Origin of the sequence: Thermoactinomyces intermedius, from assembly GCF_013912365.1 — a bacterium.
Taxonomy (GTDB): Bacteria; Bacillota; Bacilli; order Thermoactinomycetales; family Thermoactinomycetaceae; genus Thermoactinomyces; species Thermoactinomyces intermedius.
On sequence record NZ_JACETT010000024.1, the window covers coordinates 1 to 26015 of the forward strand.

Consider the following 26015-nt stretch of genomic DNA (forward strand, 5'->3'; position numbering starts at 1 on the left):
AAATCCAAAGCCCCCTTCTCTTCGTTGAGAAGGGGGCTTTGGATTTGTTGCGTTATCTGTTTTATTCGCTCAAATCGACACCCAATTTTTTCACAATGGTGGCACAACGCGAGCACAGATGCGGATGGTCGGCATCTTGGCCCACGGTCGGGGAAATCACCCAGCAGCGTTCGCATTTTTCTCCTTCTGCCGTACGAACCGTCACTTTCACCTTCTCCTCCGCCGTCACGTCAGAAGAAGCTTCGTTCAGGACAACACCGGAGACAATAAACAGTTGATCCAAATGATCCGTGGACTTGAGCAACTCCCCGGCTTCCGGATTCGGCGTGATTTCGACAGCCGCTCCCAGCGAGTTTCCGATTAATTTTTCGGCCCGCGCTTCTTCCAGCGCTTTTAAGACCACATCGCGGATGGTCAACAATTCATCCCATTTTTTCTCCAGAGCTTCATCATACCAATCTTCCCTTGCAACCGGGAAATCACAAAGTTGCACACTGATTTCATGATCGCCCGGAATATATTTCCAGACTTCCTCCGTCGTATGCGGCAGGATGGGGTTGGTGATTTTCACCAGCGTCAGCAAGACTTCATACAACACGGTTTGTGCCGAACGGCGCACTTCCGAATCCGTGGGCAATACATAGAGCCGGTCTTTTAACACATCCAGGTAGAACTGGCTTAAAAACACCGTGCAGAAATGGTGGATGTCATAGTAAACCTGGTGGAAATCATAGTCATCATAAGACTTGCTCACCCGCTCGACCAGACGATTCAGCTTGATAAGCGCATAACGGTCCAATTCGGTCAATTCATTCAGAGCCAAGCGGTCCGAACCGGGATCAAATCCGTTTAAGTTGCCCAGCAAAAAGCGGAAAGTGTTCCGGATTTTCCGGTAAGCTTCGGCCGTTTGTTTCAAGATGGCATCCGAAATTCGCACATCTGCCCGATAATCTGAAGAAGCCACCCACAAGCGCAAAATATCCGCACCATATTGTTGGATCACTTTGGCCGGGGCAATCACGTTCCCCAAGGACTTGGACATCTTCCGCCCTTCTCCGTCCAAGAAAAATCCGTGGCTCAGCACCTCTTTATAAGGAGCTTGTCCTTTGGTTGCCACGGCGGTGGACAGGGAAGAGTTAAACCAGCCGCGATATTGGTCCGATCCTTCCAAATACATGTCCGCCGGCCATTGCAAGTTTTCCCGTCCTTCCAACACCGCACGGTGGCTGCTGCCGGAATCAAACCACACATCCATCGTATCGGTTTCTTTGCGGAACTTGTCATGGCCGCATTCGGAGCAGGTGGAACCGGGCGGCATCAATTCTTCAACCGGTTTTTCATACCAAACTGAAGAACCCCGTTCTTTAAACAGATTGGCAACAAAATCAATGGTTTCATCGGTTACATGGGGATGGCCGCATTTCGTGCAATAAAAGATCGGCAAAGGAACGCCCCAAATCCGCTGCCGCGAGATACACCAATCACCACGGTCGGCAATCATGTTGTGAAGGCGGATCTCTCCCCAGGACGGTGTCCATTTGACTTTCCGGATCTCTTCCAGCATTTTTTCACGGAATCCGTCAATCGACGCAAACCATTGTTCCGTCGCCCGGAAAATGACCGGTTTTTTGGTCCGCCAGTCATGAGGATATTGGTGGGTGATAAAGCCCAAATTTAACAAGTAGCCGGCTTCCTCCAGCTTTTCTGTCACTTTTTTGTTGGCATCGTCATAGAACAATCCTTCAAAACCGGGAGCCTGCTCCGTCATGCGCCCTTTCTCATCCACCGGGCAAAGCACGCCCAAGTTGTATTTCTGTCCAACATAAAAGTCTTCTTCCCCATGTCCCGGAGCCGTGTGAACACAACCGGTTCCTGCATCCAAAGTGACATGATCACCAAAAATGACGGGGCTTTCCCGGTCATACAGCGGATGCCGGCAAATGACGCCTTCCAGTTGTTTTCCTTTGAACGCTGACAGCACCCGGTAATCGGAAATGCCGGCCTCTTCCATCACTTTCGCCAACAAAGCTTTGGCCATCACCATTTTGCGTCCGTTCGCCTCAACCAGGTTGTATTCAAAATCCTCATGCAGGGCAACGGCCAGGTTGGCGGGAATCGTCCAAGGTGTGGTGGTCCAGATCACCACATAGGTATTGTCTGCCGAAAGCACAGCATTGCCCTGTTTCACCGGAAACAAAACATAAATGGACGGCGAGCGTTTATCACGGTATTCAATTTCCGCTTCGGCCAGTGCCGTTTCGGAAGACGGGGACCAGTAAATGGCTTTTTGCCCGCGATAAATATAACCCTTTTTCAACATTTCCCCGAACACGCGGATCTGTTCAGCTTCATATTCCGGTTTCAACGTTATATAAGGGTTGTCCCAGTCCCCCCGGACCCCCAGGCGTTTGAATTGTTCTTTTTGTTTATTGACAAAGGATAAAGCATACTCTTTGCACATTTCCCGGAATTTGACCGGATCCACGTTTTTCCGGTCCACTTTTTTCTTGCTGACGATGGCATGCTCAATCGGCAAACCGTGGGTATCCCAACCGGGAATGTAAGGAGCATAATATCCTTTCAGCGATTTATACCGGATGATGAAATCTTTGAGAATTTTGTTCAGGGCATGCCCAATGTGCAAATCCCCGTTGGCATAAGGAGGCCCGTCATGAAGAATAAAGGAATCGGCTCCTTTTCTTTTTTCCAGCACTTGCTGATAAATGTCGATCTCATCCCACCATTTTTGCATTTCCGGTTCGCGGTTGGGCAAATTCCCGCGCATTGGAAAATTGGTTTTCGGCAGATTTAATGTTTGACGGTAGTCCGGCATGTGTGTAATCACTCCTTTATCCTTTTCTAAAAACATAAAAAAACCTTCTGCATCCTCTAGGGACGAGAAGGTTTCCCGCGGTACCACCCTACTGGCTTCGTATCCTTGAATTGGAGACAAAACCTCTCAACCATCCTTAACGTGGATGACGCGGTCGACCTTACTCCAATTTCAGGTGACAGTTCCAGGGTGATTTTCGATAGAAACTCGGATTAGGCTTACACCATCCCTAATTCGCTGCAAACACGAGTTTACCTATCTACTCTTCCCTTTCTTTACCATTAGCCCTGATTCTCTTTTTACTGATCTCCCAGAACATCGGCATGTCCATTAAAACATTGCTTTTTTCTTCAGTTTTCTGGATGTTCTGCGCAACTCGCGGCGTGGTTCTTCTTCTTCATAATAGGAAGAAGCGGCGACTTCGTCCATGACGGAATTATCTTCCACATTGTTCATGCCATTGAAATCTTGGAATTCCTGCGTGTTGAAATCCTGAAACTCCTGGGTGTTGAAGTCTTTATACTCTTGGGTGTTTTGATCCATCAACATCTCCCGGGATTGATCCTGTTCGGCATATTGTTCAAGTTTCTTTCCTTGTTCTTCCAATCCGGACTCCAACTCTTCCAGGGATTCCCAATCGGAGTTTTCCAGAATGTCCAGATGCGATTGCACCAGCGTGCGGAAACGTGCACGGTAGACGGTTGCTTTTTGTTTCAGATCAAGCAGCTCGCTGTGGATGGCACGTGCCTTTTGCAATGCTTCGTTGATGATCCGGTCGGCATTTTTCTCTGCTTCCTGAACAATCAATTCGGCTTCTTTCTTGGCGTTTAAGCGGACTTCCTCGGCCACTTCCTGAGCCACACGGATCGATTTGTGAATGCTTTGTTCCATCGAGCTCAATGCTTGAGGCGACGGATGCTGAACAGGTTCCGGATAACGTTGCATCGGTTGCGGCGCGGGTGCCGGCGGTTGTACGGTTTGTTGTTGCTGCTGTTGCATTTGCTGCGGTCCGGTTTGGAACATGGATTCGTCTTCCATCAAACGTTCAATCTCTGCCTGCAACTCTTCCACTTGTTGTTCCAGTTCCAGTTTTTCCCGTGTGAGCAGTTCAAAATCTTTAATAATCTGGTCAAGAAAATCGTTCACTTCATCAACATCATATCCACGGAAAGATCTTTTAAACTCTTTATTGTGTATATCTAAAGGTGTTAATGGCATCTTTCGCACCTCCTGAAAAAATTGCACTCATTCTTATTCTGCAAAATGAAAAAACGTCCTTCCGGAAGCCTGCAAAAATCATCCGGGCTCCCATCAATGATAAGTACTCAGTTTTATCCATATTCTTCCTTTTTTGCTATGTCCCTCAATACTTTCTACAGCCAAACGTCCAAATCCTCTTAGTGAAATCAAGTCGCCCGGTGCCACCGGATAATCCGGTTGATCCACTAATTTCCAATTCACTTTGCACTTACCGCTTTTCACCATGGACGCAGCCTTTGTTCTAGAGACCCGATAACCTTCTGATATTACTGCATCGACACGCATCGAGGCCACAGAAGCCGTCCGGATCTTTCCGTTTCTTTCGGGAAGAGTCAGTTCCGCGCGATTAATCTTCCTTATACTAACACGATGGCGTCCGACTTGTCCAATACCCAGAAAAATATATTCCGCCATCTCGCCGGCAACGATAATATCGCATCCTTTCCCGTGTGGCAGGATGTCCCCCAGCATGTTCCGTTTGATTCCCAAACCCGTCAAAGCTCCCAAAACATCACGGTGTTTCAGTTCTTTTGAATCTTTTGTTTCAAGTCTGTAAAAAACCAAATCCGTCCATTCCGGATTTTCCCCGTAATAATCGGGAACAATCAAAGCGCGCTTTCGCTCTGCTTCCGGATACCCGCCATCCAGACAGAAAAGAAGATCCGGCTCCCTTTTGACAACCGACGTCAGAATAAACTGCTCCCTCGGATCCAAAAAAGGAGTGACAACCAATTGATTTCTGTCGGATGCGCGATGCACATAGTCCAAAGAACGTTCCACAAACGGGCGTTCTTCCGGACGAAAATGCATAAAAATATTTTCTTTTGACATCACAGAATTATAGCACCCAATCGATAATTGTATATACGCCTAATTCAACGAAATGCAAAACAAAAAGCGCTACGATGGGGGAGATGTCAATCATCCCGCCGATCGGTGGAATGAAGCGGCGAAACACGCTCAAATAAGGTTCGGAAACTTTCGCGAGAAAAATGCCCACCGGGGTGTCCCTGAAATTGGGAAACCACGAAGACAGGACATAAATGATGAGCACAATCGAATAGATATTGAAAAACTGGCTCACGATGGAGTAAATCATTTTTTCCACTTCACCTCAAATTTTTTGCCTCTTCCTCTTTGAAGATATCTGTGATCGATCCTTGGATATCCACATTCGCCGGTGTGCAAATAAAGATATTTTCACCCAGTTTTTGAATGTTTCCCCCCAAAGCATAGACGGTACCGCTTAAAAAGTCGATGATCCGCACCCCTTGCTCGCGGCGGACCATTTGCAGGTTGACCACCACAGGGCGGTGGCTTTTCAAGTGATCCGCAATTTCCGGCGACTCTTCATATGCGCGCGGTTCAAATAATACCATACGAATGTTTTTTTGTGTATGCAGCGAAACCACATTGCTTCGCCCCTTCGGGCTGGAAGTTCCTTGCTCTTCTTCCGTTTCTTGGTATAAATCCTCATCGGTCACGCCGAAAAAGCCCATAATCCGGTCCATGAATGTCATTGGGAAATCGCCTCCTGACACAAAGGCTAGCCACCCCGTTTTTCACCCCCAATCAAAACAGAGCCCAACCGCACCCAAGTCGCTCCTTCTTCAATGGCAATTTCAAAATCTTGGGACATGCCCATGGATAAATGAGGTACTTGCAAACGGGGATGGTTTAACCGTTGTAATTTTCCTTGCAATCGTTTTAATTCACGAAAGACAGGCCTCACTTCTTCGGGGTTGTCCGCTATGGGTGCCATGGTCATCAGGCCGGTGATGTCAATGGTTTTTAAATTCGCCACTTCAAGGGCAAATTCTTCTAATTCTTGCGGAGAAATTCCATATTTTGATTCTTCTCCCGAGACATTGACTTGCAAAAAACAACGCTGCGGCGGATATCCGCTTTGCAATACCCGTTTGTTGATTTCTTCCGCGAGGGAAAACCGGTCCAGTGAGTGGATATAGGAAAATCTGCCAACCACGTCTTTGGCTTTCCGCCGTTGCAAATGGCCGATAAAATGCCATGTTCCCCGGTCTTTTAACTTCTCCCATTTGGGAAGGGCGTTTTGCACCCGGTTTTCGCCGACATGCTCCAACCCCAGGTCCAAAATGCTTTTGGTCGCTTCCGTATCTAAATATTTAGTGACCGCAAGCACATGAACCTCCTTCGGATCCCGGCCGGAACGCTGACACGCCTGCCCGATTCGTTGTTTCACTTTTTCCCACCGGTTAGCAAATTCGTTCATTCCGATCCCCTTTCCTTCTTTCCGATGTATGCAACCATTCGTCCGGTTTCTCCCTGATCGCGACGATGGGAATAAAAATAATCTTGGTCACAGCTTGTACAAAACCGTGACAAAAGAATATGTCGCGGATGGACGCCGGCTTTTTCCAAAATTTTGGCATTGGCTTTTTTCAAATCCAGCTGCCAGCGACCCGGTTCCCGGCTTACGGCGACTTCATTTAGAGCTTTTTCATCCGATAATATGTTTTCCAGCGGCCGGTACACCCGTTCATCCACTTCATAACAACAGGAGCCGATCGACGGGCCAATCACGACACGGATTTTTCCGGGATCTGCTCCAAGCGATGTGAAACGTCCGACCATTTTTGAACCGATTCCCCCGACCGTTCCTTTCCAACCGGCATGCGCAATCCCGATCCAGTCGACATCGGGGGCATAAAAATAAAGCGGAACACAATCGGCAAAGTAGGCCGCCAATAAGATTCCGGTTTCGTTTGTCACCATCCCGTCGGTGTCTTGGAAAGCGGTTTTCCGCGAATCTTTTCCATATCCCCGGTGTTTCTCCCCCACCGTTTCGATATGGACACCATGAACCTGTTCCCCGCAAGTCCAAGCGGAAAAAGGCATCTGAAGCGCATCAGACAGTTCTTTCCGGTTGGATAGGACTTGTTCCGGTTGATCCCCGACATGTAGTGCGTAATTTCGACAGAATTTATCTTCTTTGTGATCTTTGGCGCTAAAACCCACGGTCAGATGAGGGAACATGCGCTCCCATTCCTCCACCGTAAAATAAGGCACACCATTTTTCTGTTGATAACGAAATGGCTCCATATACACCCTCCCTTCCAATCATATTACCATATCTTCACAACGGAACAAACTGATTAACGGTACTCGTCACCGTCCGGTAACATGGCGTGGGAAGGGGGTGCCATCGGGGAGGACCGGCCGTTGTCCAACCGGACCAAAATCACATCCGAGCCGATTTTTACAATGTGACGCCATGGAATCACCCACTCATGCCCCCCGGAAACCAACCCGAACCATCTCGTTTCCCCGGGAACCACAATGGCCTGGATCACGCCTTTTTGCATATCCAGCTCCAAATCATAAATTTGTCCCAACTTGCGCCCGTCAGCAATATTCACAACATCTTTTTCCTGCAACTCGGATATTTTCATGGGAAAGATGCCCTCCGTTTGCCATGATTTTTTATTATATATATGTAAACAGGCCGGAAAATGTAATGAGGACATCCCTTTTTTAAGCAGAACTTTTCCCGTTAAAAAAAGCTTGCCATTTCCACCCGTTGGCAAGCTCCGGTTTATATTTTAATTAATAAATTTATTCATTTGTTGTATTGCTGCTTTCTCCAAGCGAGAAACCTGGGCTTGGGAAATGCCGATTTCATCCGCCACTTCCATTTGTGTTTTTCCTTCGAAAAAGCGCATGGACAAAATCATTTTTTCTCTTCCGTTTAACCGGTTCAGTGCCTCTTTCAGTGCAATCTCTTCAATCCACTGCACATCTTTGGATTTGTCATCACTTAATTGATCCATGACAAAAATCGGATCACCGCCATCCTGATAAACCGGTTCAAACAACGAAACCGGGTCTTGAATCGCATCAAGTGCAAACACAACATCTTCTTTCGGGACATTTAATGCTTCCGATATTTCGTAGATCGTCGGTTCCCTGGAATGCCGGTTGGTCAATTGATCGCGAACCTGCAGTGCTTTGTATGCAATATCCCGCAACGACCGGGATACACGAATCGGATTGTTATCCCGCAAATACCGCCGGATTTCTCCGATGATCATCGGCACGGCATAGGTTGAGAATTTGACATTTTGGCTGAGATCAAAATTATCAATGGCTTTCATTAATCCGATACATCCCACTTGGAATAAATCATCCACGCATTCTCCACGGTTATTGAAACGTTGAATCACACTCAGCACCAAGCGTAAGTTCCCATTGACCAATTTTTCCCTCGCTTTGAGATCTCCGGCTTGATATTTCTGGAACAATACACGCATCTCTTGGTTTTTCAGGACCGGGAGTTTTGATGTATCCACACCGCAGATTTCCACTTTGTTTCGTGCCATGAAAAATTCTCCTCCTCAGGATGGAACTAAATTACAGTATGTCCTGCGAAGGAGAATTTATAATGAAAATGAAATTAAACCATTTTATTGAATTCTTTACGCAATCTCTTAATAATCCTTTTTTCGAGACGGGAAATATAGGACTGCGAAATTCCCAACAGATCTGCGACATCCTTCTGTGTTTTCTCTTCACCGCCATCCAGACCAAAACGCAAAATCATAATTTTCCGTTCCCGGTCCGAAAGATGCGACAAAGCCGTCCGCAATATTTTTTTATCCACTTCTTCTTCAATGTCGCGGCAAATGATGTCATTATCCGTCCCCAACACATCAGACAGCAGCAACTCATTTCCATCCCAATCCGTGTTTAAGGGCTCGTCGAACGAAACTTCCGACCGGACTTTGTTGTTGCGGCGCAAAAACATCAAAATTTCATTTTCAATACAACGGGAAGCATAGGTGGCCAATTTGATTTTTTTCTCCGGATCAAAGGTGTTTACCGCTTTAATCAAACCGATGGTTCCGATTGAAACCAGATCCTCGATATGGATCCCGGTATTTTCAAACTTCCTTGCGATGTACACAACCAAGCGCAGGTTTCTTTCGATCAGGATGGCCCGGACAGCCGAATCCCCGCTTGGAAGCCGTTCCAACAAATGGGCTTCTTCTTCTTTGCTCAGCGGCGGCGGAAGGGCTTCACTGCCTCCGATATAGTAGATTTCTTCTCCTTTCAGCCCGAAATGAATTAAAATACGATACCAGAATAATTGAAACGCCATTTTCCATCTGGCAAACATCCCTTTTACCTCCTCTTTTAAACGGCTGATACACAGGATGGATGAATAATCGCCTGGTAAGTTCCGTCGGATGAAAGACTTCCGACATCTATACCTATGAGAATTTTCTTGATTTTATTCTCATTTTCTCCTTGCGAAATGATGACATAATCGGGTTTGACGGCCAGCAGGAGGTTATTCTTTTTTCCGGCCGCCCGGTAAGGAATCAGGCGGATGCGATTCATCCAATCCGCCGGCAGCTCTTCCCAGTCTTTTTCAAACCCCGGCTCTTTGGCCATTTTCCATAAGGGTTCCGGAAGCAGCGTTTTTAACTGCTCCAATTCCACCATGATCACCGGCGCGCGGGTGATCGGATCCCGCAATTGATTTCCGGTGTCCACCAGTCCCACGCAACGCAATTCCTGATCCTTCAAGCGGATTTTCACATCGGCTGTGAATTGGTGAAACATTTGCCGCTCATCCAGCGAACGCAATGACAAGCGGGTGTACAACCACACAACCGGAAATCCGAAAATGATCAGCCCCCATGAGACCGGGGATCCCCATCCATGTTGGGATTCCGTGTAAAAAATGCCTCCGGCCACCTGGCTGTCACCGGTCATGACATAGTGAAAAGCAATCATTGCTCCGCCCGTAATAAAGCAAATGAGATAAAACATTCCCAAATTCCTGAAAAAAGCGAGCGGATCCTTCCAACCGAAAGCAATCCAAACCATAAAAAAGGAGACAATGATTTTCACCGGCAAAAAGTAGGCGATGGAAAATTGCGGCCACAGATGCAACATTGAGTAAAATCCGCCCAGCAGGGCCGAAAGCAATAACCGCCACCAGACGGCCTTTTGCTTCCGGATCCCGGAAGTGAGCCAGAGGAGCAAAAAATCAATTGCGCTGTTGAGAAAGAAAACCACGTCCGCATACACTGTCATAAGCTCTCTCTCCAAATTGAGGTGAGAATAGTATATCTTAATCTATATTTCAAAGTCTGTCTAAACTTGCCAACCCCGTTTGACTTTTTTCGTCGAACCGGAAAACAACCTGCAGGCTCCAACCGCACGGCGTGCAAAAAAAAGCAACCGGACCCCCGAAGGAGTCCGGTTGCAGCAAACAGCCGGTCATTTGTTTTTGCGGTTGCGCAGGAAAGTGGGCACTTCCAAGTTGCCGTAAGGATCCATGATGCTTTCTTCATCCGGTTTTTTGGGAGCAGGGTCTTTTTGCAAGCGTTGGAACGGGTTCAAATTGTTGTCTTCCCTTCCGCCAAAAGAAGGTTTTCCCTGTGATTGCGGTTTGACGCTCTTTTTCTCTTGCTCTTCGTGATCGAAGCCGGTGGCAATCACCGTGACCAAAATTTCATCTTTGAGATCTTCATTAATAACCGCCCCGAAAATCATGTTCACTTCCGAGTGGGAAGCCTGGGTCACTATATCCGCCGCTTCATATACTTCGTATAAACTCAAATTGGTGCCGCCGGTGATATTCATCAGCACACCGCGGGCTCCTTCGATCGAGGTTTCGAGCAAAGGACTGCAAATCGCTTTTTTGGCCGCATCGGCAGCGCGGTTTTCCCCGTTGGCTGAACCGATTCCCATCAAGGCGGAACCCCGTTCCGTCATAATGGTGCGGACATCCGCAAAGTCAAGGTTGATGAGTCCCGGGACGGCAATCAAATCGGAAATCCCCTGAACCCCTTGTCTCAGCACGTTATCCGCTTCCCTGAACGCTTCCAACATCGGGGTGTTTTTATCCACGATTTCCAACAGGCGGTCGTTGGGAATCACGATCAACGTGTCCACATTTTCCTTTAATGCCGCAACCCCTTGTTCCGCCTGATTTGCTCTTCTCCGTCCTTCAAACGTAAACGGTTTGGTGACCACGCCGACGGTCAGCGCCCCCAATTCACGGGCCACCGCGGCAATCTCCGGCGCCGCTCCGGTTCCGGTGCCTCCACCCATTCCGGCGGTGACAAACACCATGTCGGCTCCCTTTAAGACGCTTTCGATTTGTTCCCGGCTTTCTTCAGCTGCTTTTTTCCCGATTTCCGGTTTGGCACCGGCTCCGAGCCCCCTGGTCAATTTTTCCCCGATTTGCAGGCGGACAGGCGCCTTGGAGCGGTTTAAAGCTTGGGCATCCGTGTTGACGGCAATAAACTCGACCCCTTGTACGCCCGCCTCAATCATCCGGTTGACTGCATTGCTTCCGCCACCACCGACACCAATGACTTTTATCTGGGCAATTTGTTCCATTTCAAGATCAAAATCCAACATATTCTTGTCCCTCCAATACAAATGCTTACCAAAATCTTTTTAAATGAATTCATTTAACCAGTTTTTCATTTTTTCAAAAGCCGACGGTCCACGCTGCTTTTTCTGGCGAGGAGGGTGATGGGAGGCACGATGCGACTCGGTTTGAAAAGCCCCGCGTTTATGCAAGTAGTGAATCATGCCGACTCCGCCGGTGTATGAGGGCTCCTTGACGCCGATATTTTGGGGAGTGGCGATCCGTACGGCTCCGCCCAATTGGCTTTGCGCCACATGCAGGATATGCTGTGTTGCCATGACTCCTCCCGTCAACACATAACCACCGGCAGGTTCTTCCGAAAATCCCATGGCTTTGACCTGTTGGCGGATCAACTGAAACATTTCTTCCAGCCGGGGTTCAATAATTTGCGCCAATTCCAGTTGAGTCACAATCCGGTCTCTGCTCGTTCCAATCGTCTGCACATTAAACATCTTGTCTGTCAGCGCAAATTCTTTACAGGCAACCCCGTATTTGCATTTCACTTCCTCGGCTGAGCTGGTCTGTGTCCTGAGTCCTATCGCAATGTCATTGGTTATGTATTCCCCGCCGATCGGAATGACGGAAGTTCCTGCAAGGTGACCGTGCTGATAAACCGTCAGGGTCGTGGTTCCGCCACCCATATCCACCATGACGACACCCAGATTTTTCTCATCATCGGACAGGCAAAGTTCACTGACAGCCAGCGGCAAAAACACCATTCCGGCGATATTTAAGTCCGCCCGCTCCACACAGCGGAGCAGATTGGTCAAAATCGTCTTGGTCCCGGTGACAATGATCGCATCCACTTCCAACCGGACACCGACCATTCCGTTCGGATCTTTGATATCATCGAGGCCGTCAACAATAAATTGCTTTGGAACGACTTCAATCACTGCCCGTTCCGGCGGCAAGGCAATCACCCGCGCCGCTTGCAACACACGGTCAATGTCATGAAGGCTGATCTCCCTGTCTTCACTGGAAACAGCAACAACACCATGGCTCGGCTGCAAAGAGACATGGTGTCCAGACACTCCGACAAACACCTCGGAAATCTCTATGCCAACCATGCGTTCAGCATGATCCACCGCTTCGCGAATTGATTGTACGGCTTGATCAATATTAATGATGGCTCCCTTTTTCATCCCTTGTGACTCTGCCGTCCCCACTCCCACAATGTGTGGTGTTCCGTCTGCATTGATTTCGGCTACGATGACACGAACTTGTGAAGATCCAATATCCAAAGTGATAACGAAATCCTCATTGCTCAATTCTGGGCACCTCCTTGCCCGGGAGTCAGTCTTAAAGTATGGGTATCCATTTTAGAATGAAATTATATTAAGGAAAAGGGAGGAAACTCTTACAAACCATATTCAACAATCAAAGAGTGATCCCCTCTAAAGCAAAACATTTTTATTGATATTCCTTTTTCCATGTTTTTCTTTTTAAACAGACTTTCTCATGTCAGGTTGCCGGCTCCGTTCCGTCATCCGGAATAAACCAGATGCTTTCCAACAAATACAGTGTACCTTGCGGATGTTTAGAAAACGAGGGATAATAATTCATTTTTTGTGCAAGGTCTTCCACTCTCACAAAAATGCGGTGTTGATAACCGGTTAAAATTTCCACTTGATCCTGGTGTTTGGGGACGGGTCGGACTTCTTTGATGGAACGTTGAATCATCGGAGGGATTTTTCCAATTTCTTGCACCGTTTGTTGCAGCATGGGATGGGCAAGATCCCACCCTTTAAATAAAATCCGGTCATATTTGAATGAAAGCTGCCGGTGAGGTAAAATAGTACCGTCCGATAAAATGGGGAGATGTTTCTGATCTTTGGTTTCAACCCAACCGACAACCGGTTTTTCCCGGACCAAAATGGTCACTTTATCCGGAAACGACTTTTTGACCTCTGCATGACGGACTTCGGGAATGGTCCGGATTTGATTTGCGATTTCGCCGGGTTGGACACCAAAAAAAGAAACCCCTTTCTGTAACCGCGCTTTCTTCAAAATCGTTTTGGTTGATACCAATTGGTTTCCGGATATTTCAATCTCTTTGATTTTACTCAGCGGCGATCGCAAGAAGATGGCAAACAACGCTCCCATAAAAAACAAAAAGATAAATGCCAAAATCCATGGTGACGGGGACCGTTTTTTGCCAATCCGGTTGCGAAAGGGAGGAATGCGTTCATCCACCAAATGATACTCCTTTCCTCTGCTTTCGCCTGACTGACCTGGATGCAAAAAATATAATCTTCCCTATATATTACCACAAATATGGGATGTTGAAAGGTTTTCGCACAAAAAAACAGCGGCACAATCGTGCTACTGTTCAGCATCCTTCTGGATTCGTTTGATATTTCCTCCCAATTGTCGGAATGTTTCTTCCATCGGCTCATAACCCCGGTCGATATGGTGAACGCCATGTACAACGGTCCGGCCGCAAGCCGCCAATCCGGCGATCACCAATGCCGCTCCGGAACGCAAATCCGATGCAAACACTTCGGCTCCTTTCAGTCTTTTTACCCCGCGGATCGTAACCGTACACCCGTCCAAATGCATATCCGCTCCCATTTTCTTCAATTCGTGCACATGTTTCAAGCGCCGTTCAAAAATGTTTTCGGTCACCCGGCTTTCGCCCTCCGCCAACGCCAGCAGGACCATGGTTTGCGGTTGCATATCGGTCGGAAATCCGGGAAACGGCTTTGTCACCAATTCAGAAGCCGGCCGGATGGATGAACCTGCCTTTACCCGGATACCCTCCGGATCCGGACGGAAATGAACCCCCAACGGCTCAAGATGTGCGGCGAGCCCTTCCATCTCGGCTTCCTTGATCCCTTTCATGACCAATTCTCCCCGGGTGATCACCGATGCAATGGCGAACGTGCCCGCGGCAATCCGGTCGGACATGACCTGATGGGAAGCAGCTGTCAATTGATCCACCCCGATAATCCGGATCTCGGGCGTGCCGGCTCCTTCGATCTGAGCCCCCATTTTGGCCAGGTATGTTGCCAAATCAACAATTTCCGGCTCACAAGCTGCATTTTCAATGACGGTTTCCCCTTCGGCACACACCGCCGCCATCATGATGTTTTCCGTGGCGCCGACACTCGGAAATGCCAACGGGATGTGTGTTCCGGTCAGTTTGGGTGCTGCACACTGAATGATCCCATCCGTCTCCACAATTTCCGTTCCCAACATGGCAAGCCCTTTGAGATGGAGATCAATCGGGCGTGCACCGATATTGCATCCCCCGGGTTTGGTCACATGAACCCGCTGAAGACGTGCAAGCAACGGCCCCATCAGAAAAACCGATGACCGGATTTGCCTCATCAGATGTTCCGGAATGCAATGTTTTTCTATGTTCCGGGTATCCACATACAACGTCGACCGTTCACGAACAATTTTCGCCCCCAGCGATTCCAAAATATGACACATCGCAAAAATGTCGGTCAATCCGGGAACGTTTTCGATTCGGTGAATTCCTTCGGCTAAAACCGTGGCAGCCAGGATGGGCAAGGTTGCATTTTTTGATCCTTGGACACGAACAGATCCGGACAGAGGTTTGCCACCTTCAATCACAAACCGTTCCAATGTGTCACCTCCGTTTACTCTTCACCCACCACCTGCACTTCCGGTTCGAGACGGATATTGTATTTTTCCTCAATGGTTTGAATGATGTGCTCGATCAATTGCAAAACATTTTTGGCCGTTGCATTACCCCGGTTGATAATAAAGTTCGCATGCGTGGTAGACACTTCGGCATCCCCGATCCGGAAGCCCTTTAAACCGGCTTCCTGGATCAGGCGTCCGGCGTAATCCCCCGGCGGATTTCTGAAAACACTACCAGCGCAAGGATATTGTAATGGCTGTGTCTTTCTCCGGCGGTCTTTATAAGAAGTCAGCCGCGACATGATCTCATCCCGTTCTCCGTACTCCAATGTGAAAGAAGCTTCGGTCACGATTCCTTTCAGTTTGGTTTGAAGCACGGAAGTACGATAGCGAAATTCCATCTCTTCATTCGACAATGTCACCCATTCACCGGTTTCCAAAAGTACAGTCGCGGAATGAAGAACTTTAGAAATCTCAGAACCGTGCGCACCCGCATTCATGTAGACGGCGCCCCCCACGTTGCCGGGGATTCCCGCCGCAAACTCCAATCCGGTCAGCCCTTGTCTGGAGGTCATGGTTGCCAGCAAGATGGTGGAATACCCGCCACCGGCGGTGACCCGGGTTCCATCCACTTTCAATTCGTTAAACCCTTCATCCAATTTGAACACCACACCCCGGATTCCGCCATCCCGCACCAACAGATTGGATCCTCTGCCAATCACTCTCCAAGGAATCTGATGCCGGTACACCACTTGCATCGCCTGTTCCAATTCTTCCTTGTTGCGCGGATAGATCAAAAGATCGGCAGGACCTCCCACTTTCCACGTCGTATGGCGGGACAAAGGTTCATTGACTCGCACATCCTGAATTCCGATGTTTTTCATCTCTTGTATGATTTGTTCCACTTGATCGTCCCTCCTCGCCTATCCCGAAAGAGTCCCTCCAACCACTGGCTTAACATAGTTTATGCCGGTCCGCACCGATTGTGACGAACGTCCAGTTGGAAAGGCCTTTCTTCACTCAGTCATGGGTAACTGCAATTTTTTCCAGTTCGCTGACCAATACTTCGGCCGCATGGGGACGCCCCAGACGGCTGGCCGCTTCACTCATCGCATGATGTTCTTCTTTATTTTCAATCAGCCGTTTCACTTCACGCCACAAGTTTTGGCCCGTGCACTCACTTTCCAGAAGCATTTTGGATGCCCCTTGTTCCTCCAGCCATCTTGCATTGGCTTCCTGGTGGTTGTTGGTGACATAAGGGGACGGAATCAGAATAGAGGGTAAACCCAATGCTGTCAACTCCGCCAGCGTCGAAGCCCCGGCTCGTCCAACCACCAGATACGTGGCTGCCAGCACATCCGGCATGTTATAGATAAACGGCTTGATGTCCAAGTTGGGGATGTCATCGGTTTGCACCATTTCACGAATTTTATCATAGTGCACTTCACCGGTCACATAGACAAAATGGACATCCGGCATTTCTTTCATGCGGGGAATCATTTCAAGAACCGCTTCGTTAATGGCTTTGGCTCCCCGGCTTCCTCCGAAGATCAGGATAATCGGTTTGTGTGCGTCCGTAATCCCCAAAGATTTTCTTCCGTTCGCGGCATTGGCTTGTACCACTTCGGTCGCCCGCGGGTTGCCGGTGAAGACAATGCGGTTGGCACGGCTCAAATATTTTTGCGATTCCTCCAGGCTGATGGCAACCACATCCACAAACCGCGATAAAAATTTGGTGGTCAAGCCCAACACGACATTTTGCTCATGAATCAGGGTCGGAATTCCCAACTGGTGGGCCGCATACACAGCCGGACCACTGACGTAACCGCCGGTTCCCACCACCACATCCGGCTCAAACTCGCGCATGTATTCTTTAGATTTGCGCACGGCTTTGATGAACTTGTGCAAGGTGTGGACGTTTTCCCAAGAAACGCTTCTCTTAAACCCTTGAATTTCCACAGTATAAAAATGAATGTTCCCTTCTTTGGGAACAATTCGCGATTCCAATCCTTCACTGGTACCGATATAAGCGATTTCCACATCCGGGAATTTTTTTCTGACAGCCCGGGCAATTGCCAAAGCCGGGTAAATATGCCCGCCGGTTCCGCCACCGGATAACAAGATTCGTTTCATTGATCCTTCCTCCTGATTATTTGGATTTACGTACAAACCGCGATAAATTCATCAATATTCCTACGGCTGCTAATGTCAATGTGAGGGAAGAACCTCCGTAACTCAAAAAAGGCAATGTGATTCCGGTCACCGGAAAAACCCCGGAGACAACGCCGATATTGATCACGGCCTGAATGATGATCATCGCCGTGATCCCTGTTGCCACCAAGCTGTAAAACATGTTGGGAACACCCATGGCCACCCGGATGCCGCGCCATACCAGGACGGCAAACAGCAGAATCACCGTGGCCGCTCCCAAAAAACCCAACTCTTCGGCTAAAATCGAAAAAATGAAATCCGTATGCGGTTCAGGAAGATACAGGTGTTTTTGTTTGCTCATGCCAAGCCCCAGCCCCATGAGTCCGCCAGGGCCGATGGCATATAATGACTGGATCAGATGATATCCCGCACCAAGCGGATCCTGCCACGGATTTAAAAAAGCGACAATCCGCTGAATACGGTAAGGTGCAGCCAGTATCAGCATGACAAAACCGACCACACCCAATAAGAAAAAGAAAGCCAAATGTTTTTTTCTGGCTCCGGCAGCAAAAATCAAAATAATTCCGGCTCCCATCAAGACCGTGCCCGTTCCCAGATCCGGTTGCATCATGATCAGCCCGAAAGCGAGCCCCAACAACAGGAGTGCAGGTAAAAAACCCCGGGTAAAATGTTTGATGTCATAATCGGGGTTGGAAAACATGCGGGACAAAAACATAATCATGGCCAGTTTCATAAACTCGGAAGGCTGAATGCTGAAAGCTCCGATTCCCAACCAACTTCTTGCACCGTTACGCAAAATTCCAACCCCGGGGATCAAAACGATCAACAACAGAATAAAACATATGACAATCCCTGGTTTCGCCCATTCACGAAACTTTTCCGGGTCCAGTTTTGCAATCCAAAACATCAGGAAAACACCCAAAGATGCAAACAAGAACTGCCGCTTGGCGAAATAAAACGCATCATCGTATTTATGATAAGCAAAAGCGGCACTTGCGCTGTACACCATCAATACACCGATGGTCAAAAGCAAAACAATCGCAACCACAATGATGATATCGGGTGTTTGGCTCTTTGGATTCATGGGCGTTTTCACCTCTTGGTAATTTGGGCAAGCTCTTATACTTGAAGATTATGCACGGTCTTCTTAAATATGCTTCCCCTTTCCTCAAAAGAGGTGAACTGGTCCCAGCTTGCACAGGCCGGGGAGAGCAACACCACATCCCCGGGCCGGGCCAGGTCAAATGCCCGTTTCACAGCCGTTTCCAAACCGTCCACGGAATACACATCTTTCAGCCCGGCATCCTTTCCCCGCCGGGTCAGGATCTCTTTGGTTTGGCCATAGGCAATCAACGCTTTCGCCCTTTTTTTAAAAACCGGAATCAACTCTTTGAAGTCAATCCCCCGGTCCAAGCCTCCCCCGATCCAGATGACGGGTTCACGAAAGGATTCCAAGGCTTTGGAAGCCGCTTGCGGATTGGTCGCTTTGGAATCATTGTAAAAACGGACTCCGTTGATCTCAGCCACAAATTCCAAGCGGTGCTCCACCCCGCGAAAGTTTTTCAGCACCTCACGGATGCCAGCCACGCCCGCTCCGGCTGCCAGACTCATCGCGGTGGCCGCCAGCACATTTTCCAGGTTGAATTCACCGCGCAGGGCAATGTCATTCACCGGAAGGACCGGTTCCGTTTTGTCCCCGATCCGGGCGGTCACCATGCCCTCACGGACAAACACTCCTTCCGGCACTTCCTCCTTCCGGCTGAACCACCAGACCTGACTTTTGATTTGCCCGGCCGCCTCTTGACACACCGGATGATCCCGGTTCAGGACGGCGATGTCTTCCGGCGTCTGATTTTGAAACAATTTCATTTTGGAAGCAAGATAATCATCCATATTCAAGTGGTAGTCCAAATGCGCCGGATAAACGTTCAAGAGACAAGCGATGTCCGGTTTGAATGTGCGGGTTCCTTTCAACTGAAAGCTGCTGAGCTCCGCGACCAGCCACGCGTTTTTCGGGTTGGAACGGACCGCTTCGGTCAATGCTTGTCCGATGTTTCCGGCCACCTGATTTTGAATTCCGCTTTTGGTCAACATTTCCCCCACCAAGGTCGTGGTGGTGGTTTTCCCGTTGGAACCCGTTATTCCGATGACCGGGGAATCGGAAAGGAGTCCGGCGATCTCCACTTCCGTTATGACGGGGATACCCTTTTCCGAGGCTTGAACCACCGGTTTGGCATGATAGGGAATGCCCGGATTTTTCACCAACCAATCCACTTTCTCATGAATCAAATCATCCGGATGGCTTCCGCAAAGAACCGGGATCCCCAATTCTTCCAATTCTTCTGCTTCGGGACATTGTTCCCGCGGCTTTAAATCATTGACCACCACATTGGCGCCCAACTCATGCAAACATTTGGCAACTGCGACTCCACTGCGGGCCAGCCCCAAAACAACCACCTGGCGACCCGCCCAAATTCCGGTATTTTTCATCACAACCACATCTCCAAAAAGACACCCAAACCGGCGAGAACCAGACCGAAGAACCAGAAGGTGGTCACCACCCGCCACTCGGACCAGCCGCACAATTCAAAGTGGTGGTGTAACGGGCTCATGCGAAACACCCGTTTGCCACGGAATTTAAATGAAGTCACCTGAATCATCACAGACAATGTTTCAATTACAAAAATTCCACCGATAATGGGTAACAATAATTCCGTTTTCGTAATCACGGCCAACGCTGCAATGCCGCCGCCGAGAGCCAATGAACCGGTATCTCCCATAAACACTTTTGCCGGATTGGCATTAAACACCAAGAATCCCAGAAGCGCCCCGACCACGGCCACGGAAAAAATCGTCACCGTCGGGTTGCTTTGCAAAATCCCGATCACGGCATAAGCACCGTACGCACTCACTGCCGTTCCGGCCAACAAGCCATCCAAACCGTCCGTCAGGTTCACGGCATTGGAAGCACCGATCATCATCAACAAGAGAAGAGGCAGATACAACCAATTCAGATGAATGGTCAAATCGGTAAAAGGAATGTCCAAACTGAAAATATAGTTGTTGGGACCGCCTGTCCGTACTTCCAGCAGCACCCAGAAAAGCACCAAACCGATAAACAGCTGACCGAGTAATTTCTGGTTGGCGGTCAGTCCGAGATTCCGTTTCATTACCACTTTAATGTAATCATCCAAAAAGCCGAGAATTCCGTAACCCAATGTCGCAAACACCAAAAAGAACAAGTCCGCGTTAATAATGGCATCGTTGTTGTTCAGCAACGTCAAACTGCTGAGCGGAACGGCCGTCAACACGATCGCGGTGAGGATAATCACTCCGCCCATCGTCGGGGTTCCCGCTTTCTTCAAATGGGCTTGCGGCCCTTCCTCACGGATGCTCTGACCGAATTTCAACCGTTTTAACACCGGAATAATCATCGGTCCCAGGATGACGGCAATACCAAAAGCAACTGCAAGTGGAATTAAAATAAATCGAAATTCTAGATTCCCCATAGTTCTTCCCCTACGCTCCTTCAGTCATATTTTTGACAATCTGATCGAGCCTCGCTGCACGTGAAGCTTTGACTAAGAGGATGGTCTCTGGATGTCCTTCCCGGAGCAATGTTTCGACAGCTTCATCCGGCGTATGGAAATGAACGAGGGCTTGATTGTCATCAGCTTTTGCTTTCATGGCTCCTTCATGAATCCACCGGCCCCGTTCGCCAATCGTATATAAGCGGTGAATGCCTTTTTCCATGGCATACACCCCCAACTCTCTATGATAATGCTCCTCTTGTTCCCCGATTTCAAGCATATCTCCCAGAAGAGCCCATTTCTCTTTTTCCGGCTCAATCTCTGCCAACAAGTCCAATGCCGCTTTCATGGATGTGGGACTGGCATTGTAGGCATCATCGATCAACAACATTCCATTTATTGCCAGTTTCGTCTCCAAACGCATTCCGGTCAGGGTCACATTTGCCAGGCCGCGGACGATCTCCTCTTCCCGAAGCTGAAAATACCGGGCCACCTCGATGGCAAGCATTGCGTTTTTGACATTGTGCCTTCCCAATAACGGCAAGGTGAAACGGGTGCCGGTTTTCCGGGATTGAAAAGAAACACCCTCGGTACCCCTGACCTCAATTTGTTCCGGAGATTCGTCGGAATCCGTTTCCCATCCGGCTTTGATCAACTTTCTGGATTCCTCTTTCAACAAGTTCCGAAGCAACGGTTCATCTCCGTCGATCACCAAAGTCCCTGCCGGGGACAGTCCATCTTTAATTTCCAATTTTGCCCTTGCAATTCCTTCCCGGCTCCCCAAATGTTCGATATGGGACTCGCCGATGTTGGTGATCACCGCGACGTCCGGACGGGCAATCTTCGAAAGGACGGAAATCTCCCCGCGGTGGTTCATTCCCATCTCGATCACCGCAATTTCCGTTTCCTCCGGCATCGATAGCAAGGTTAACGGCACTCCGATATGGTTGTTGAGATTTCCTTTCGTTTTATGCACCGCATATTTTTCTGCCAACAAAGATGCGATGAGATCCTTGGTGGTGGTTTTTCCATTGCTTCCTGTCACTGCAACGACTTTGGCCTGACATTCCGCGCGGTATCCGGCAGCCAGTTGTTGCAATGCTTTCAACGTGTCTTCCACCAGAATGACAGGGAGGTGAAGCTCCGGCAACGGCCGGTCCTGCTGCCACAAGACAGCTGCCGCTCCCTTTTCCCCGGCATCCTTTACAAACTGATGCCCGTCAAAACGTTCACCGACCAGAGGCACATAAAGCTGATTGGCCCGGATGTTCCGCGTATCCGTGGACACCCCGCGCACCAGCCGGTGAAGATCGGCGGGACTTCCCTTCCAGCTTCCGCCGGTTGTTTCCAAAATCCATTGACATGTACGTTGCATTTCATCATTCCTCACTTTGCCCGCATGGATGAAATCGCATCGGCGGCGACTTCCCGGTCATCAAAATGATGGCGTACGCCGTTGATTTCCTGATAGGTTTCATGGCCTTTTCCGGCAATTAAAATCACATCTTCCGGTTTGGCTTTGGCCACCGCTTCATAAATCGCTTCCTTGCGGTTTTCAATCACCAAATAACGGTCTTCGGGATACTGGTCCACCCCGACCAACATATCATCCAAAATCGTGACGGGATTTTCCGTACGAGGGTTATCCGAGGTGAAAATGGCCAAATCACTGTTTTTCACCGCAATCTCCGCCATCAGCGGACGTTTGCTGCGATCGCGGTCCCCGCCGCAACCCACAACGCAAATCACCCGCCCCTTGGCAAATTCGCGAATGGTGGTCAACGCATTTTCCAGACTGTCTGGTGTGTGGGCGTAATCCACAAGAACCGAATAAGGCTGTCCCAAATCCACCGGTTCAAACCGCCCGCTGATTCCTTCCACTTCAGCCAATGCCGTCTGAATCAGTTTAAGGTCCATGCCTTCAATCAGCGCGACGGAAACGGCCGCTAATACATTATATACATTAAATTTGCCGACCAGTCTTGTCTGAATGGGAACTTCCCCGCGAAAGGTTTTTAACGTGAAGGTTGTTCCCGAAGAAGAAAACCGGATATTTTCCGCCGTGACGTCGGCCGGCTGCCCGATGCCGTAGGTAATCACCTGGGCCGGCGTCCGTTGCATGAAATAACCGGAAGCTTTGTCATCCGCGTTTAATACGGCAAACGTATTATCTTCTAAATCTTCCGCATAAGCATTACCCAATTGACTGAACAGCAAACTTTTCGCTTCGCGGTAGTTTTCCATCGTCTCATGGTAATCCAAATGATCTTGCGTCAAATTCGTGAAAACAGCGATCCGAAATTGACAACCTCTGGTTCTTCCCATGTCCAATGCATGTGATGAAACTTCAATGACAGAATACTCACAACCCTCATCTTTCATCATTCGAAACGTCTTTTGCAAATCCGTCACTTCGGGCGTTGTGTTTTTGGTTGCAAACTTTTTCTTTCCGATTTTCGTCTGAATGGTTCCGATCACGCCGGTTAAAGAACCTTTATGTCTGAGAAGCTGTTCAATCAGATAAGTCGTGGTTGTCTTTCCGTTTGTTCCCGTCACTCCAATCAGCTTCAATTCTTTCGTCGGATAGTGGTAGAATTTCGCAGCCACCACGGCCATCGCTCTGCGTGTGTCAGGCACTTGAATCACGGGAATGCCCGGCAAATCAACCGGCTTTTCCACCATGACCGCCGCGGCGCCGTTGGCCACCGCCTGCTCGACGAAACGGTGGGCATCCACCTGCGTCCCTCTCAGAGCAATAAACAAGTCTCCCGGCTGAACCTGACGGGAATCGATTTGGATGCCATGAATTTCGGTCATCAGATCCCCTGTCGTTTTGTGCAACATTAACGGCCGGATTAACTCACATATTCGCATCTTCTTCCTCCTTTTCGACAACAGAAAGACAACAGAAAATGCCAGGGGTATTCCTGGCATGGTCTATTCACATACCCTATTTTAATCTCCTTTCTATCATTTGTCACTTTCCTTGGCAAGTGCGCACTTTCCTCAATTCATCGGATAAACCCCCGAGAATTCAAGGAGTGAGCAAAATCAAGCCACAGAATCCCCACAGAAATGTTTGCATTTTGTTTGCAAATTGTTTGCATTTAAGTAACAAAGAAGCGCCGCTTGGCAATCCGATCCGGTGTTTTTCTATGAATCCCCCAGGTAGATTTTGATGGTCGTTCCTTTTTTGACACGTTGCCCGGGCTTGGGCATTTGATCAATCACCTTTTGTCCTTTTCCATAAACTTGCAGCGGAAAGGAATACAAACTGGAACGAATTTCATCGATGTCCTGATTGACCAGATTGGGCGCCGGGACAATCGGGATCTCTGCCGGCCCGTTTTCCGGCGGAATTTGTTTGGTTCGTTTCGGGATTTTTAAATACCGCAGGCTGTCATCCAAAATGTTGCCGACAATGGGGGCGGCAACCACTCCGCCGAATTGAATTCCCTTGGGATTGTCCACCGCCACATAAACCACCAATTGCGGATCATCCGCCGGCGCAAAGCCGATGAACGAGACAATGTGGTTATTTTGCATGTATCTGCCATCCGGTCCCACTTTTTGCGCGGTTCCGGTCTTTCCTCCCACACGGTATCCATCCACAAACGCTTTCCTTCCCGTCCCCTTCGCCACGACACTCTCCAAGGTTTGCCGGACTTGGGCGGAAGTCGCTTCGGAAATGACTTGCCGTTTCATTTTGGGTTTGATTTCTTCCACCACTTTTCCGGTTTCCGGATCCACCCATGCTTTGGCGACGTGGGGAACCATCAGCTTCCCGCCATTGATCGCGGCCGAAACGGCAGCCACCTGTTGAATCGGGGTCACCGAAACCCCTTGTCCGAATGCCGTGGTTGCCAATTCCACCGGCCCCACCTGACTTTCCTCAAATAAAATTCCGAGTGCTTCGCCATTCAAGTCAATCCCGGTTTTCTCCCCAAACCCGAACTTACGGATATAGGAAAACAATTTCTCTTTTCCCAGCCGCTGTCCCAACGTGACAAATCCCGGGTTGCAGGAGTTTTCCACCACTTCCAAAAATGTCTGATGTCCATGGCCCCCCGATTTCCAACAACGCAACCGGGCACCGCCCACTTTGATGTAACCAGGGTCATGAAAGTGATCCTGTAAATTCATTTTCTTTTCTTCCAGTGCCGCGGCCAACGTGATAATTTTGAACGTCGATCCAGGTTCATACGTTTTCCAAATCGGCAAATTCCGGTTATAAATCAACGGGTCGGTCACCTTGTATTGATCCGGGTGGAAAGTGGGGCGGCTGCTCATCCCCAGAATTTCACCGGTATTGGGGTTCATGGCTATGGCCAAAGCGTTTTCCGGTTGATACTGGGCCATCGCCTGATCCAATTCCCGTTCGATGATGGTTTGAATCTGGTAATCAAGGGTCAGCATCAAGTCCAGACCATCCTGTGGAGGTATAAACCGGTCCACCCCTCCCGGCAATTTATCCCCGCTGGCGGTGGCACTGAACGAAACATATCCCTTTTTACCTTTCAATTTTTCATCATAGATCAATTCCAACCCGGCCAGCCCCTGATTGTCGACCCCGGTAAATCCCAAAAGATGGGCGGCGAAACTGCCATGGGGATAATACCGTTTACTGTCCTCTGCAATGGCAATCCCCGGGAGCCTGAGCCCTTGAATTTGCCGTGCTTTTTCTTCCGAAATTTTTCTCCCCCACGGATGAAGTTTGACAATCAATTGCCGCTGGGTGATTTTTTCATAGATTTTCTCTTCGGGGGCCTGGAGAATGCGGGCCAATTGCTTGGCTGTTTTGGCCGGATCTTTGATTTGGGCCGGAATCGCCATGACGGAAGGGGAGCTGATGTTGTATGCCAGTTTTTTTTGATTCCGGTCCAATATTTTTCCCCGTTTCGGTTCAAAAGGGATATTCCGGCTCCACAGGTCTTTGGCTTTTTCCGCCAGTTCCCCGCCGGCAATCAATTGGACGTAAGCAAGCCGTGCAATCAAAACCATAAATACAAATATGGAAATCAAAAACAAAGAAAACAATCGTTTGCGAACGGTGATTTGTTGGCCGTGCATCTTCCCCTTCCTCTCCTTCCCGTCTCTTACTCTAAAACTATGAAATCCGCGGAAAAAAAATGACACGGCCTGTCTTCTTCCATAAAAAAAGCCCCGCTTTTAAAAGTGGGGCTTT

General features: G+C 48.9%; 23 protein-coding genes and 1 other annotated feature. All 23 genes read right to left on the reverse strand.

The window, feature by feature from the left end:
- Positions 1-61: 61 nt before the first annotated feature.
- Positions 62-2869, reverse strand: a complete 2808-nt coding sequence (gene ileS / locus H1R82_RS05945; RefSeq protein WP_269747543.1) for an isoleucine--tRNA ligase — start codon at positions 2867-2869, stop codon at positions 62-64.
- 19 nt (positions 2870-2888) lie between these two features.
- Positions 2889-3118 (reverse strand) — a binding site (T-box leader).
- A gap of 45 nt (positions 3119-3163) precedes the next feature.
- Positions 3164-4051: a DivIVA domain-containing protein gene (locus H1R82_RS05950; RefSeq protein ID WP_181730814.1), complete on the reverse strand. Its 888-nt coding sequence runs from the start codon at positions 4049-4051 to the stop codon at positions 3164-3166.
- A gap of 93 nt (positions 4052-4144) precedes the next feature.
- Positions 4145-4924: a YlmH family RNA-binding protein gene (locus H1R82_RS05955; protein WP_181730815.1), complete on the reverse strand. Its 780-nt coding sequence runs from the start codon at positions 4922-4924 to the stop codon at positions 4145-4147.
- 7 nt (positions 4925-4931) lie between these two features.
- Positions 4932-5192 (reverse strand): YggT family protein, encoded by a 261-nt coding sequence (locus H1R82_RS05960; protein ID WP_181730816.1) that lies wholly within the window; start codon positions 5190-5192, stop codon positions 4932-4934.
- 10 nt (positions 5193-5202) lie between these two features.
- A complete protein-coding gene (locus H1R82_RS05965) occupies positions 5203-5613 on the reverse strand; it encodes a cell division protein SepF (RefSeq protein ID WP_181730817.1) in 411 nt (136 codons plus the stop codon).
- Positions 5614-5639: 26 nt separating this feature from the next.
- Entirely contained in the window at positions 5640-6341 is a 702-nt protein-coding gene (locus tag H1R82_RS05970; protein ID WP_181730818.1) for a YggS family pyridoxal phosphate-dependent enzyme, read from the reverse strand.
- Positions 6338-7171 (reverse strand): peptidoglycan editing factor PgeF, encoded by an 834-nt coding sequence (gene pgeF, locus H1R82_RS05975; RefSeq protein WP_181730819.1) that lies wholly within the window; start codon positions 7169-7171, stop codon positions 6338-6340. The genes H1R82_RS05970 and pgeF overlap by 4 nt, the downstream gene beginning before the upstream one ends.
- Before the next feature lie 53 nt (positions 7172-7224).
- A complete protein-coding gene (locus H1R82_RS05980) occupies positions 7225-7521 on the reverse strand; it encodes a YlmC/YmxH family sporulation protein (protein WP_181730820.1) in 297 nt (98 codons plus the stop codon).
- Positions 7522-7671: 150 nt separating this feature from the next.
- Entirely contained in the window at positions 7672-8448 is a 777-nt protein-coding gene (sigG, locus tag H1R82_RS05985) for an RNA polymerase sporulation sigma factor SigG (RefSeq protein ID WP_181730821.1), read from the reverse strand.
- A 74-nt stretch (positions 8449-8522) separates the two neighbouring features.
- A complete protein-coding gene (sigE, locus tag H1R82_RS05990) occupies positions 8523-9245 on the reverse strand; it encodes an RNA polymerase sporulation sigma factor SigE (RefSeq protein ID WP_037994951.1) in 723 nt (240 codons plus the stop codon).
- Positions 9246-9262: 17 nt separating this feature from the next.
- Complete coding sequence (gene spoIIGA, locus H1R82_RS05995) at positions 9263-10171, reverse strand: sigma-E processing peptidase SpoIIGA (RefSeq protein WP_181730822.1); 909 nt, start codon at positions 10169-10171, stop codon at positions 9263-9265.
- Between the two features lie 186 nt (positions 10172-10357).
- Positions 10358-11506: a cell division protein FtsZ gene (gene ftsZ, locus H1R82_RS06000; protein WP_181730823.1), complete on the reverse strand. Its 1149-nt coding sequence runs from the start codon at positions 11504-11506 to the stop codon at positions 10358-10360.
- 39 nt (positions 11507-11545) lie between these two features.
- Positions 11546-12787, reverse strand: coding sequence for a cell division protein FtsA (gene ftsA, locus H1R82_RS06005; protein ID WP_181730824.1), 1242 nt, complete (start codon positions 12785-12787; stop codon positions 11546-11548).
- Positions 12788-12980: 193 nt separating this feature from the next.
- Entirely contained in the window at positions 12981-13712 is a 732-nt protein-coding gene (locus H1R82_RS06010) for a cell division protein FtsQ/DivIB (RefSeq protein ID WP_181730825.1), read from the reverse strand.
- 129 nt (positions 13713-13841) lie between these two features.
- Positions 13842-15110, reverse strand: a complete 1269-nt coding sequence (gene murA, locus H1R82_RS06015; protein WP_181730826.1) for a UDP-N-acetylglucosamine 1-carboxyvinyltransferase — start codon at positions 15108-15110, stop codon at positions 13842-13844.
- A 14-nt stretch (positions 15111-15124) separates the two neighbouring features.
- On the reverse strand, positions 15125-16033 hold the full coding sequence (gene murB, locus H1R82_RS06020) for a UDP-N-acetylmuramate dehydrogenase (RefSeq protein WP_181730827.1): 909 nt from the start codon (positions 16031-16033) through the stop codon (positions 15125-15127).
- A 115-nt stretch (positions 16034-16148) separates the two neighbouring features.
- Positions 16149-17261, reverse strand: a complete 1113-nt coding sequence (gene murG / locus H1R82_RS06025) for an undecaprenyldiphospho-muramoylpentapeptide beta-N-acetylglucosaminyltransferase (protein WP_181730828.1) — start codon at positions 17259-17261, stop codon at positions 16149-16151.
- A gap of 16 nt (positions 17262-17277) precedes the next feature.
- Positions 17278-18384 carry a stage V sporulation protein E gene (spoVE, locus tag H1R82_RS06030; protein ID WP_181730829.1) on the reverse strand — a complete coding sequence of 369 codons (1107 nt, stop codon included), beginning with the start codon at positions 18382-18384 and terminating at the stop codon, positions 17278-17280.
- A 35-nt stretch (positions 18385-18419) separates the two neighbouring features.
- Positions 18420-19790, reverse strand: a complete 1371-nt coding sequence (gene murD, locus H1R82_RS06035; RefSeq protein ID WP_181730830.1) for a UDP-N-acetylmuramoyl-L-alanine--D-glutamate ligase — start codon at positions 19788-19790, stop codon at positions 18420-18422.
- A complete protein-coding gene (mraY, locus tag H1R82_RS06040; protein ID WP_037994974.1) occupies positions 19790-20809 on the reverse strand; it encodes a phospho-N-acetylmuramoyl-pentapeptide-transferase in 1020 nt (339 codons plus the stop codon). Before mraY ends, murD begins: the two co-directional genes overlap by 1 nt.
- A gap of 10 nt (positions 20810-20819) precedes the next feature.
- Positions 20820-22205 (reverse strand): UDP-N-acetylmuramoyl-tripeptide--D-alanyl-D-alanine ligase, encoded by a 1386-nt coding sequence (locus H1R82_RS06045; RefSeq protein ID WP_181730831.1) that lies wholly within the window; start codon positions 22203-22205, stop codon positions 20820-20822.
- 11 nt (positions 22206-22216) lie between these two features.
- Positions 22217-23704 (reverse strand): UDP-N-acetylmuramoyl-L-alanyl-D-glutamate--2,6-diaminopimelate ligase, encoded by a 1488-nt coding sequence (locus H1R82_RS06050; protein ID WP_181730832.1) that lies wholly within the window; start codon positions 23702-23704, stop codon positions 22217-22219.
- Between the two features lie 279 nt (positions 23705-23983).
- Complete coding sequence (locus H1R82_RS06055) at positions 23984-25900, reverse strand: stage V sporulation protein D (protein WP_181730833.1); 1917 nt, start codon at positions 25898-25900, stop codon at positions 23984-23986.
- Between the last annotated feature and the right edge of the window lie 115 nt (positions 25901-26015).